We start from the raw sequence: 10986 nt of genomic DNA on the forward strand, positions 1-10986 counted from the left end.
CCTGAGGGCTTCGCGCCTGCTTGTCATAGGCAAGGCGTGCCAACTCGGCGGAAACCAAGAAAACTTCAGCGCGGACGACGTAGCCTGCCCACATGACCGACCGCCGTCCTCTGAGTCACCTAGAAGTGCGGCGCTCCGCACTACCCTGGGTGGAGGTCCTGCGGTCTCTCTGCCCGGAGTCGGTCGGAATCAGCACGGGTCCGTCTGAAGACCTCACTCGGGATCTCGACTTGGTCCTGGCCACCAAGATGTTGAGCGTGGGCGTAGACAAGCCCAGCCGACTGGCTCAGGTATGGACGGTCGGCTCCAGTCTGCAGGAGTGGCTCAAGCACCTCTTTGAGCAGCCCGGGGTGCCGTACGAACCCTCCGAGCCGACATGGGAGGATCCAGCACGTTTCCTCCTGCGCACAGCGGAGGAAGTCACCGGTAACCCATGCAGCACTTCCGCGCTGCTGTACGGCCTTGAACCTGCTCCGTCTCCCATGTCGCTGTGGGTTGACGACGGGCTGCACCGGCTCGCGGCGGTGGAAAAGGTCGTGTACCTGAGCGCGGGCTCGGGGAAGACCGAAGCCTTTGCGGGCCTCCTGGCCGAACGACTGAATCAACGGCTCGGCCGCCTCAGTCGGCATGGTGCGGCTCCAACGGCTGCCGACGTCGCACACCTTGCTCGCGACGCACATGCGCTCGCAGCACTCCTGCAAGCACTCGCGCAGCGCCTCCTCACCGGCTGCGTCAAGTGCTTCGGGCACCTCGTTGCCCTCCCGTCCACTGATTCCTCGCCGTGCGGTGTTCTGCGATTGGCAGTGCCGCTCATTCCCCGGGCTCCAGGCGCGGGGCCGTTCCCCGGCCCGACTGAGTTCGCCCTCGCTGCATAGCTTCGCGCGGGGGCGATGAGACCCGCGTGAGGTTGATCGTGATCGTGAAGCTGTTCCCCTGGTTGCTCGCGTACCTGGGGTTGTCCCTACCCGTGGTGGCCTCGTGGTACGGAGTGAGGGCCCGTCGGCTCTGGCAGCATGCCAGGTCCATGGCGTCGCGTTTGAAGGTACGGTTCCTGGCCGCGCTTGGACATCGGGTGTGGCGGTTCCTCACGGAGCACTCCGCGAGCAACGACAGCGAGGAATCGGTGCAGGCAACGCCACTGCGTCCACCTAACTAAACGGAGAGGGCCACCGCACACGGGCGGTGGCCCTCTCAACAGGCAACGGCTACTTCACGGGCCAGTCGTCGAAGGGAACTGGTGTCTGGCCGGTGGCTTCGCGTACGGCCTCTTGGGTTCCGCACGGGGTGCAGATGAAGACCTCACGATCAATGGTCAGCCGGGAACGCGCGGGCCGTTCACCGAGTGGGCCGCCGCAGCGCGGACAGCGGGTCTCGGGCACAAGTCACTCCTCGGGGTGCTCGCGGGCTGACTTCAAGATCAGGTTCCAGACCGTACGGGAGTACGTCTTCTCCGTCTGTCCCTGAAGCTGTTCGATGAGATCGGCGTTCCTAGCTGCAGGGTTCGCGGCAAGTGCCTGCCGCGCGAGCGTGAGCCGCTCGTCTCCCTGGTAGGGGTAGGCCAGTCCGCGGCGGCCCCGGGGCCGCCCGCCGGCATGTCCTCGGCCCTTCCGCTCCGCGACGTACTGCCACAACCGCCACCGCTTCCACTTCGGGCGCCGCCGGGTCGGAAGCTCGTCCCATCCGTCGGGCTCGGGCCACCCCTCCGGCGGGTTCTTGACGTAGTGCGAGACGGTGGCGGAGTCGGCGAACCCGCATACCTTCGCCGCCTCGGCCGGCCCCACCTCTTCTTCCGGGTCGCCGTCGAGCTTCGGCGGGTTCGTGGTGTTCGCGGCGGCCCGCTGACGCTGAAGCTCGTGGTGCCACTGCGCCCAGGCATCGCCGTCCCAGTGCATCACTCCGTCGATGGTCTCCGCGACGGGCGGGTGGCCGTTGTTCTCCCGGTCGGTCCAGAGGTTCTGGAGCGTGGGCTCGCTGATGTTGTGGACCTTGCGCAGGTCCGCGCGTGAGTAGAGCGTGCGGCCGGTCTTGCGGGGCACGGTCGCCTCCTGTTCTTGGTCGGGGTCGTGACCGCTCGGCGGGGTCACTGGATGTCGTCCGGGTCCGGGGCCGGCGCCCACGTACGGCTGCCTGCCGGTTCGAGCCGGGTGAGGGTGGCTATGTCAGCCAGAGGAACGGCGGCGGCCCAGTCGGCGCGGCCGGGGTGGTCGGCGGGCAGGTTGAGCACGAGGTGCCGGCCGGTCGGGGGGAAGTCCTCGACGATGACGAAGCTGTCGGTGGGATCAGCGCCGATGCTGTTACCCCTCGTGAGCTGGGCGATGTCGCCGGGCTGGGGACAGTCGGGGTGTCGGTCGCATAGCATGGTGGGGTTCTTTCTGGTGAGAGAACACTGACGGCCAGCGCCTTGTTGCCCTTGTGCGCTGGCCGTCATCTGTTGTCTGGGGTGCGTGGCGCCCCGTGGGACGCATGGCCGGTCGGAGGTTGCCCGCTCCGCTGACGGCGGAGTAATTAAACCACCTTTGTGTTGGGTGGGGTGGGGCCCTGGTCCGGAGGACGGCGGTCATTAGAAGAGGGCCCCCTGATCTGCGGGGCGTCGGCTGCGGGCGCGCGGTGGTCGGGTGACACGGAGTTCGTAGCGGGGGCGTCCCGCGTGCGGCGGAAGGTGGGCTTCGCGGCGGTGCCGTCTCCAGGCGACGACGGGGGCGCCCTGGTCAATCCAGCCCGCCGGGTACCTGGTGGTGAGCTGAGCCCAGCGGCTCGGGCTCCGGGGAACGGCCCATCGGTCCTCGACCGTGGTGATCGGGGCAGCGTCCGCCAGCCGGGGAAACTGTGGTCGTGCGCGTCCTCCACCGCCTCGTTGTCACCGTCCCCGAACCCGTCGCCGGAGTGCACGGGGCCTTCCCACTCGCACGCGAGACACCCGCCGCGGAACTCCTGCTCGTCCCTCCGGCGGCCGGTCGGCCGGCTGCGGGAGAGCAGGGTCGGGGTGTGGTGTACGGGCGGGTCCAGCTCGTGGCCGAGGTCGCAGTACGCGCCGCCGGGGTGTCCGGGCTGGATGTGCCACGCCTGACCGGCGCTCTCGGGTGGGTGGTGCGTCCGCGCGTTGCGCACTCGCCAGTAGTACGTCTGCCGTGCCCGCGGTCCAGTCGGCTCGGCGACGGTGGTGGTCACGACTTCCCCCTTCCGGCGGCAAGGACTTCGCGGAGCGGGTCAGCGAGCACGGCCTGTTCGTCGGGGGCGTCGAGGAACCGCGGCCCGTACGCGCGGCGGGCGTCCTGGTGGCGGTCGAGCTCCGGGTAGTACGGCGATCGGTCGAGCACGTCATAGCCGTGCTGGGTGAGCACGTCGGCGATGAGCGACCGGACCCGTACCGGGTCGAGGGCGGTGAGGTCGGCTTCCCCTGGGGCCGCGAGGAGTACGCGGATCAGCTCGGTCGCGCTGAGGCGGGGGTGGAGGGGGACGCTGAGCCGGTGGACGCCGTCTCGGCTGGGGGTGGCGGCTCCTCGGCGGCTCGGCGTACTGGTGGTGCTGCGGTCTTCTGTCGTCTCGTCCATCGTGCTGGCCTTCGATGACTCGGGTTGCTGGCGGGCGTGGGGTGTCAGAACAGGGCGTGTTCGGCGCGGGCGGCGGCGGTGCGGAACGCGTGGGCGGCGTCGGCGGCGGTGCGGCCGGGCTCGGCGCTCCATCGGTCGATGGCCTCGCGGTGCAGGGCCTTGGCGGCGGCGGGGTCGTCGGTGTCGACGGGGTGACCGGTGAGGGATTCCGCGAGGATGGCGAATGCCTGGTCGCGGGCATGGTTGATGCGGTCCCAGTCGTACGTTCGGCCGGCGGCTCCTCGCCCGTGGCCGGCGGCGATTTGGAGGGCGCCGCGCGGCCAGCAGGGCAGTGTGGCCGTACGGCCGGGACCGGCGAACAGGTGCGGGCCTTGGTGGAGGCCGACGTGTTCGATGTGGCGGGCGGCCCATTCCAGGATCGCGGCGGGAGTGTCCGCGATGACGATGCTTTCGGGGGTGTGGCGGGTCGGCACGGTGGTGTCCTTCGGGAGGGCGGGGGCGGCGGCGCGCTGCCGCCGCCCCCGGTGGGGCTGCTACTGGTAGGCGGGGATCAACCGGCGGACCTTGTCCTCTCCGATGCACCCGCCCTTGTGACGGCGCGCGCTCGGCGGCTCTCCGTTGCGCCCGCGCAGGTGACTCCAGAACTTCGGGCCTTCCCAGTCACACAATTCGCAGCTGAGGTACCAGTGGTTATCGCTGCCGGGGAACCCGGTGAGGACTGCCCGCCAGTGGTGGGCCCGGAGCCCCGCGAACGCGATCTGCGCGCCCTCGATGTTGCGATCGTGGACCGGCATCCGCGGGTGCAGGAGAGGCACCGGCCCGCACAGCGGGGTGGGGGCCTCGGCGAGCACCTGGTCCAGGGGGACGGCGTCGATCCGACCGGCGGCGTATTCCTGCGCGAGATGGGCGGCGGCCATCTCGGTGCCGGGTGTCCCCTTCGGCGGGCGACGAAGGTTGCGTTCGCCCGCGGTGGTGAGGACAAGCCAGTCACGGTGCCACCTGTAGGCGCGGCCGATGACCTGGTCTTCGCCCACGATCACGGGGTAACGGCACTGGATGTCGGGGGAACCGACGCGGTACTTCGGGACGGTGGTGCCCTCGGTCGCGGGGACGATGAGCCCGCCCGCTCCGGGGTCGGGGACGGTCGCGGGTCGTTCGAGGAGTTGCGTGGTCATGGTGGTGCCCTGTTCTGGTGAGAGAGGGGCCCGCCCCGGCGAGCTCGGCCGCCGGGGCGGGCGGGGGCGTGGTTACGCGGCCTCAGCGGGGGCCTGCGGGTTGGCGGTCCATTCGCGGCGCGGGGTGATGCCCAGGTCTTCGAGGACCGGGTCCAAGCTCCCGTTGTCCGGCACCCATTCCCAGTCGGCGCCTTCGGTGCCGGGCCGGTCGGTCCAAGTGAGCATGTAGGAGCGGCCGGAGGTACGGGGGTCGCCGCACACGGCTTGTGCCTCGCGGCGGGTCATCGCCCACAAGGCGCGCTTGCGGGAGCGGCGGGAGTTCTTCGAGGCGATCAGCACCAGCGCCATGCCGTCCTGCCAGTTCGTACCTGCGCCGGGGGCCGCCACGGGGGTCGGCTTCTCCGCCGGTACCGGCTCCTTGCTCGGCGTGGACTGCTCGGCCTGCTCCTGCTGCTCGGCGGCCTCGGCCTGGGGTGGCTGCATCTCGTCGGCGCTCTTGCGTCCGGACACGTCGTCGTAGGGGGCGGTCCAGGTCCAGCCGTCGTGACGGTTATCCGTCGCGCGGACGACGCGCTGACCGACCCCGTTGTGAATGTGCGGGATGGTCACCGACTTCGGGTTGACCCGCAGCACCTCGTACCAGGTACCGCGGTAGAGAACGAAGTCCCCGCGGGTGAAGTCGGCCTTCGACCAGACCTTGAAGCCCTTGGCCTCTGCGTCCTTGATGACCTGCTGCCAGTGCTCGATCTCTTCGGTCAGTTCCTCGTGCCGGATCGTCAGCTCAGGGTCGTCGGGGTTGCGGGAGTATCCCTTGGCGGACTCGCCGCGCTGCCACTCCTCGACCGCACGGAGGTCGGCCCGCAGCTTGTCGAGACGGCGGAGCGTGCGGCCGGGGTCCTTCCTGAACCGCTCGTAGTTCGCGGCAGCCTGCGCCCGGCCGGTCCAGTGCTCGGCACGGTCGCGCTCACTGATGCTCTTGCGCATCGCGTCGTCCATCCGCTCGTGATCACGGCGGGCGCGTCCCTCGGAGTGGTGGCCGATCAGGATGGGCTGACCGAAGGCGAACCGCTCGGATATCTCGTGGCTCGACTTCCACGCGGCCTCGGAGTTCCGGGCGGCGGTGTCGGCGTATCCGCCGAACCTCTCCGCCCGGCCTTCGGCCTTCTCCTCCCGGTCCTGCTCGGCCTCGGAGAACGATCGGCGGTCGGCGTTGTCGATGGTCAGTGTGACCTCGAAGCCTGCGTCTCGGAGTCGCTGGGCGAGGAGTTCGAGCGAGGGGGTGTAGGTGGCGTGGTCACGGCTGTGCGGGAGGTACCAGCAGTCAAGGTTCCTGCTCCAGCGGAACGGCTGGCGCTGGGTGCGGCCGTACTCGCGGAGCCGCAGGATCTCGGCCGATCCGTCGCCCCGGCTGGTCCCCTCGATCAGGGTTCCTTCTCGGCGGGTGTGGGTGATCTCAATAGTCACTGAACTGGTCTTTTCTGGCGAGAGTTTGTGGTCCGGCCGCAGGGCGGACCGTGCGTTGGCAGCGGCGCTGCACCACCGGCGCGGGCCGTGAGGGACGATCGGCTCGCGGGCCGTCGCGCCCTGCGCGACGGCAGGGGCTGCCGCGCCCCCGCGGGGCGCGTCCGCTGCGGTCCGGTGCCCGTCGTCGGTCGGCGGAGCCGCCTGCGGCGGAGTCGGCCGGCGGCGGTGAACGCACCGGACCTGTCCTGCCGCCCCGAAGGGGTGTCCGCTTGGGTGCTGGGCCTGCCGGTCCGGAGGTGTTGCCCTCCCCCGGACCGGCGGGCGCTGTGGTCAGCTGCGGTGGAGCGTGTGCCGGGCGGCCGGGTCGGCGTCGGCCAGTCCGGTCCGCTCACGCCATGCCTGGCGCACGGCGGCGCGGAGCGCGTCCCCGTCGTCGTCGGCGAACCGGCCACGGCGCAGGCTGCGGACGATGTCGCGGAACGTGTCGCCGTGCATCGTGGTCAGCGTGTCGTCCAGCGGGGTCAGCTCGTGCGGGAACATCGCCTGGACGCTGTCGCCGGGCTGCGGGGCACCGAGGGTGAAGAACCAGACCACGGACATGGTGGCCTCGTCCGCGAACTCCGGCCCGCCGAACGGGCCGACGACGACGGCGGGGCGGGTGTCGAGCTGGTGACCCCGGTGCCAGGGTCCGGCGATCACGAGCGTCGCGGTGGGGAAGTCCTGGACGGTGGGCTTCTGGTCGGTGGTGAGCATGTCGGGTCCTGTCTGGTGAGAGATTCCGCCGGGGCCGGTCGGCCCCGGTGACGGTGTCGGTGTCGGTGTCGGTCGGGGGGTTGCCCTCCCCCTTCCGACATCATTAATTAAACCATGTTCTTGGGTCTGGGTCAACCGGTCACGACAAGTTCGCGGCGGCGTTCGGCGTCCATGATGACGGCGCGGGCGATAGCGCGGCCGGTCTCGATGACCCGGACGGCGGACTCATGCACCGGGGGCTTCTTGTCCTGGGTGATGATGCCCGCGAGCGGCGGCATGATGGCGGGGCCCGGATTGACATTCAGGATGAGCGCGGCGACGTGGGCGGCCGAGGCAACTTCGGCGGCGTGCTGCCCCGGAAGGGGGGCGTCCGCCTCGGTGATACGTCGCCACGCGTGGCCGTACAGCAGGATACGGACGGCGTTGTCGGGGGCTTCCCGGGTGAAGTCGAACCCTCCGGCCTGCTCCGGGTCCTCGTGGTACTGGTCGCGGTACTGGTTCACCAGGACATCCCGGATGACCTCGGCGGCGAGCGGGGCGGCGGCGGGCGGCTCGTAGGCGTCGCCGTCGGTCTGGCTGATGTCGAAAACCGGCCCGGCCTTGAAGCCGGACACCTTGCGCCCCTGCCCCTCGGCGGCCTCGCCGGTGGCCTCTCGCTGCCCGCCATCGGCGGCTGCGGCCCTGACTTCCTGGGCATCCTCGGTCCGGCGCTTGATCGGCGTCCAGATACGGAGGGAGGTGGACCCCTTGACCGGGAAACGTCCGGCCTTTCGCCAGTCTCCGGAGCTGAGTACGTGGGTCGCGTTCGGGCACTGGGCGGCGATGGCGATGCAGTTGGTGGGACTGCGGTCATCGCGGTCCGGGTGGGTCAGGTTCGCGGCCGTGCGCATGACGGCGGCCCAGAAGTCTTCGCTGCCGACCATCGCGACGTACGCGCGATCCATGACGGCTTCGAGTTCACCGCGCATCTTGGCGCTGTAGGCACGACGCTCTTCGTCGGTCATCTTTGGCTTGCGGGGCATGTCTCGGTTCCTCCTGGTGAGAGATCGGCATCCGGGGCCGGCTGGCCTCACGGTGTCGGTCGGGGGGTTGCCCTCCCCCTTCCGGCATCATTAATTAAACCATGTTCTCGAAGTGATCGGCAACCCTTAAATCCAGTACAACCCTGCTTCGTTGCTCACTGCTCGGTATGCCGTTATGACCTCGTCCTCTATTTCTGTCCAGTGTTCGAGGACATCGGGGGCGGTCTCCTTGTCGCTGGCCGCGCGCCTGATCCTGCGCCATTCAATGGCAATTTTGAGTGTGCAGAGTTGGGAACGGGTCAGCTCCCATCGGCCGGAGTCCGGGAGTTGATCGCCGTAGGCCATCGCTACGGCGTTGTTGATGTGCTCGGTACCGGACCACACATTATGTGTGGCCTGGAGCGCAAGAGCGCGTTTGAGGGTGCACCGGAGGTGCGGGGCCTGCACGGCCCATTGCGGCTCGATGGTGAATACGTCGGCGCTCATCACAGGGCCTTTCTGGCGGGGCGGCGCGCTGCGGGAGCGCGCCGCCGTGAAGCGTCGGGAATTAAAGGGCGCATCCGTCAACGTATTCGCCGCGTTCACCCTCGGGGGTCTGGACGCTGGGAAGGAATCGACTCACGGCGAATACGACGGCGTCGGCGATAAGCTGTGGCGCGTCGTTGAGTGCGAGGCTCACCGCGTCGCCGTCGAGTCCGATACGGACTTCTCCCGGTTCAAGGTTCATGTAAACGAAAGCAGATGTGCCGTCGACTCGAGTTCGGGCTCCGGGGAGTCGGGCGGAAAGATCGCGTGCGGCTTCTTCGACACCCCGCCGCATCTCGGCCTGTGCACGGTTGCGCTCGGTCACGCGCTCGTGAACCTCGCGGTGCACGGGGATGAGATCGGCGGCGATCCGGGCCGCGATGTCCGCCGGGTCTTCACTCATGGCGACTCGGACGCTGTCGCGCTCGCCCCTGCGGAACGGGTAGTCGGTGGCGGGGAATGCGCCTCGGATGTGTAGGCGGCCGGGATCGTCGAATCGCTCGGAGAGGTGGAGCTGTCGGCCGTCGAGGTGAGTGAAGGTGGCGGCGTGGTCCAGCTCCTGGACGCCGTGGTACGCCTGCTGCGGTCGCCAGTTCCCGCCGAGTTCGATGGCGACATAACTAATTAAACCATGTTTCAGGCGTCTTGGTCAACCCGAATAGGGGCGCTGACCTGCTCTTTCTCACCTCGCTGGCCCGCACCTGCCCGGCCGGCCCGGCCACAACGGGCCTGGGCGGGGTTCCCTCCTCAGTCGGACAGCTCCGCCGTACCAGGGTTCCGGGCGCGGTGTCCTGGCTCGCGCAGCGACCGCGCAGCGGCTCGGCCTGGACGCCGTGCCCGGGTTCCTGGTACGCCCCTTGGGGTGTCCGGCCGAGGAGGGAACCCCGCCTTCACCCGCACCACAACGACGCGCAACCAGCCCCCACCCCCTCCGAGAGAGGACCCGCCGGAGGCAAGAAGCCTTTCCGGCCGGCACCAGTGTCACCACAAGGTGACCTGCTCGGCGGCCTTCCCGCCCGACCACGACCTTGTCGGGGCCAAGGGCGACTCGGCTGAGGTGGACGGAGGGCGCGGCGCTTTCACCGCGGGGCAAGAGCCACCTTCCTCCTCCCACCGGTCAGCGGCGTCGCGCTCGGCGCGGGCCTGCTGTTCGGTGAGCAGGAGCGGCTTCCGGTACAGCTTCCGCGCACTGGAATCGAGGGGCGGGAGTACGCGGGCGGCGGCCTTCTGGTCGTCTCGGCGCTTGTGGCGTCGCCGGACTCGGGCGAACCGTGCCTCGTAAGCGGCTTGGTCGCTGTCGTGGAGCCCGGCCGGGTGGAGGCGAGCCAGTTCAAGGGCGGCTTGCCCCATCGGAGTTGGCGTCAGTACGCGGGTGCCGTCCTCCTGGCGGACGGCGACAAGGAAGCGCGCGGCGAACAGGGCCTCGGTCCGCTCGCGGCTGATCCGTCGGCCACCGTTCCACACGCCGTACCGTGCTGCCTGCCGGGCTCGCCCGTCTCGCCAGTACAAGCGTCCGGACTCGGCGGCCTCCAGCACCCGGACGTGTCCGGCCGTCCAGCCGAGGTCGGCAACGTGACCTTCTGCGAGATACCGGTTCCTCGCCGCCTGGTCCCGGTTCTCCTGGTCCATGCCGGTGGCCGCGCACTCCTCGGCCTCCCGCTCGGCTTCTTCACGACGGCGTTCGGTCTCCCGCTCGGCGTACTCGGCCGCCGTCAACTTCCGCTCCAGCTCGGCCCGCAGGTCGGTGGCCGTCGTCTCGGCTCCGGTGGCCGACTGCGCCCGAACAGCGTGGTCGACGGCCTCACGGGCGCAGTACAGCAGGGCACTGCTCGGCATGGTGGGGTCGTCGGCGTACTCCTCGGCGCGGTCGGCCCACTTCTCGGCCTCGACGGCTTCCTTGTGGGCCGCGTGCATGACCGCCTCCAGGCGGGCGGTGGCACCGGCTCGGCTGTGGCACACGGCAGTCATGGCGTCGTCGGCTGCCGTGACGGCGAGGATCGCGGCCTGCCTGGCGACCTGGAGACAGGTCTGCGGAGACGGGTCTCGTGCCGGGACGACCTGATTTTGGACGACGCACGCGTTCTCGGGCATGGGGTGTCCTCGGGGTCTGTCGGTGGTGCAGTTCGGCGGCGGACGGTTCCTCCGTCGGGGAGGTGCCGCCCGTGGTCGCGCGGAGCGCGATGGACAGTGCCGTCGTGCCCGCAGGGCACGCCCGTTGGCCCGGCGTCCGGACGGGGCGGGAGGGCCGCCCGCGGCCCGGACGTTCCGGCCGGCTGCGAGCCGGGCCAGGCTGAGCCGTCCCGGAGGGACGCCCTTCATACGGGGGCCGGTGAGCGGGGCCGGCCCGCCGACGCGGGCGTCCCCGGACGGTGGTGGGCGGAGCGTGGGGGGGGGGGGGTGGTGGCACACACCCCCCAAACCCGAGGAAGGGGGTGGGGGGGGGGGGGGGGTCCCTCCCGGCACGAGCATCTCCTCTCCATGCCATGTCCTATGTGT

12 protein-coding genes and 1 pseudogene are annotated in these 10986 nt (G+C 70.0%); 2 read left to right on the forward strand and 11 right to left on the reverse strand.

Annotated elements, in window-relative coordinates; genetic code table 11:
* Window positions 1-92: 92 nt before the first annotated feature.
* Complete coding sequence (locus tag ACZ4UU_RS41090; RefSeq protein ID WP_471908551.1) at window positions 93-875, forward strand: hypothetical protein; 783 nt, start codon at window positions 93-95, stop codon at window positions 873-875.
* A gap of 507 nt (window positions 876-1382) precedes the next feature.
* On the opposite strand, the gene ACZ4UU_RS41095 is transcribed toward ACZ4UU_RS41090, so the two are convergent.
* The 10 genes and pseudogenes from ACZ4UU_RS41095 to ACZ4UU_RS41140 form a co-directional block, all read right to left on the reverse strand.
* Window positions 1383-2036 carry a hypothetical protein gene (locus ACZ4UU_RS41095; protein ID WP_471908552.1) on the reverse strand — a complete coding sequence of 218 codons (654 nt, stop codon included), beginning with the start codon at window positions 2034-2036 and terminating at the stop codon, window positions 1383-1385.
* Window positions 2037-2080: 44 nt separating this feature from the next.
* Window positions 2081-2359 carry a DUF6211 family protein gene (locus ACZ4UU_RS41100; protein ID WP_053200386.1) on the reverse strand — a complete coding sequence of 93 codons (279 nt, stop codon included), beginning with the start codon at window positions 2357-2359 and terminating at the stop codon, window positions 2081-2083.
* Window positions 2360-2560: 201 nt separating this feature from the next.
* Window positions 2561-2815 (reverse strand): DUF6349 family protein, encoded by a 255-nt coding sequence (locus ACZ4UU_RS41105; RefSeq protein WP_471908563.1) that lies wholly within the window; start codon window positions 2813-2815, stop codon window positions 2561-2563.
* A pseudogene (locus ACZ4UU_RS41110) lies at window positions 2806-3168 on the reverse strand (DUF6349 family protein); the annotation flags it as partial. The gene ACZ4UU_RS41105 and the pseudogene ACZ4UU_RS41110, both read right to left, overlap by 10 nt.
* Window positions 3165-3551, reverse strand: coding sequence for a DUF6181 family protein (locus ACZ4UU_RS41115; protein WP_471908553.1), 387 nt, complete (start codon window positions 3549-3551; stop codon window positions 3165-3167). The gene ACZ4UU_RS41115 and the pseudogene ACZ4UU_RS41110, both read right to left, overlap by 4 nt.
* 44 nt (window positions 3552-3595) lie before the next feature.
* Window positions 3596-4024, reverse strand: coding sequence for a DUF6197 family protein (locus tag ACZ4UU_RS41120; RefSeq protein WP_471908554.1), 429 nt, complete (start codon window positions 4022-4024; stop codon window positions 3596-3598).
* 60 nt (window positions 4025-4084) lie between these two features.
* Window positions 4085-4726 (reverse strand): hypothetical protein, encoded by a 642-nt coding sequence (locus tag ACZ4UU_RS41125; protein ID WP_471908555.1) that lies wholly within the window; start codon window positions 4724-4726, stop codon window positions 4085-4087.
* Window positions 4727-4798: 72 nt separating this feature from the next.
* Window positions 4799-6190, reverse strand: coding sequence for a DUF3560 domain-containing protein (locus ACZ4UU_RS41130; RefSeq protein ID WP_471908556.1), 1392 nt, complete (start codon window positions 6188-6190; stop codon window positions 4799-4801).
* Window positions 6191-6520: 330 nt separating this feature from the next.
* On the reverse strand, window positions 6521-6943 hold the full coding sequence (locus ACZ4UU_RS41135) for a DUF6409 family protein (protein ID WP_471908557.1): 423 nt from the start codon (window positions 6941-6943) through the stop codon (window positions 6521-6523).
* Between the two features lie 131 nt (window positions 6944-7074).
* Window positions 7075-7965: a hypothetical protein gene (locus ACZ4UU_RS41140; protein WP_471908558.1), complete on the reverse strand. Its 891-nt coding sequence runs from the start codon at window positions 7963-7965 to the stop codon at window positions 7075-7077.
* Window positions 7966-8428: 463 nt separating this feature from the next.
* Between ACZ4UU_RS41140 and ACZ4UU_RS41145 the strand changes: the two genes are divergently transcribed.
* Window positions 8429-8968: a hypothetical protein gene (locus tag ACZ4UU_RS41145; protein WP_471908559.1), complete on the forward strand. Its 540-nt coding sequence runs from the start codon at window positions 8429-8431 to the stop codon at window positions 8966-8968.
* 503 nt (window positions 8969-9471) lie between these two features.
* On the opposite strand, the gene ACZ4UU_RS41150 is transcribed toward ACZ4UU_RS41145, so the two are convergent.
* Window positions 9472-10581: a hypothetical protein gene (locus tag ACZ4UU_RS41150; RefSeq protein WP_471908560.1), complete on the reverse strand. Its 1110-nt coding sequence runs from the start codon at window positions 10579-10581 to the stop codon at window positions 9472-9474.
* Between the last annotated feature and the right edge of the window lie 405 nt (window positions 10582-10986).

It is taken from the genome of Streptomyces sp. NPDC028907 (genome assembly GCF_055564995.1).

Excerpts from the sequence above, each read along its gene's own strand:
- ACZ4UU_RS41145 (WP_471908559.1), top strand. The coding sequence starts at position 8,429 with ATGGTGAATACGTCGGCGCTCATCACAGGGCCTTTCTGGCGGGGCGGC.
- ACZ4UU_RS41090 (WP_471908551.1), top strand. The coding sequence starts at position 93 with ATGACCGACCGCCGTCCTCTGAGTCACCTAGAAGTGCGGCGCTCCGCA.
- ACZ4UU_RS41100 (WP_053200386.1), bottom strand. The coding sequence starts at position 2,359 with ATGCTATGCGACCGACACCCCGACTGTCCCCAGCCCGGCGACATCGCC.
- ACZ4UU_RS41140 (WP_471908558.1), bottom strand. The coding sequence starts at position 7,965 with ATGCCCCGCAAGCCAAAGATGACCGACGAAGAGCGTCGTGCCTACAGC.
- ACZ4UU_RS41135 (WP_471908557.1), bottom strand. The coding sequence starts at position 6,943 with ATGCTCACCACCGACCAGAAGCCCACCGTCCAGGACTTCCCCACCGCG.
- ACZ4UU_RS41115 (WP_471908553.1), bottom strand. The coding sequence starts at position 3,551 with ATGGACGAGACGACAGAAGACCGCAGCACCACCAGTACGCCGAGCCGC.
- ACZ4UU_RS41150 (WP_471908560.1), bottom strand. The coding sequence starts at position 10,581 with ATGCCCGAGAACGCGTGCGTCGTCCAAAATCAGGTCGTCCCGGCACGA.
- ACZ4UU_RS41125 (WP_471908555.1), bottom strand. The coding sequence starts at position 4,726 with ATGACCACGCAACTCCTCGAACGACCCGCGACCGTCCCCGACCCCGGA.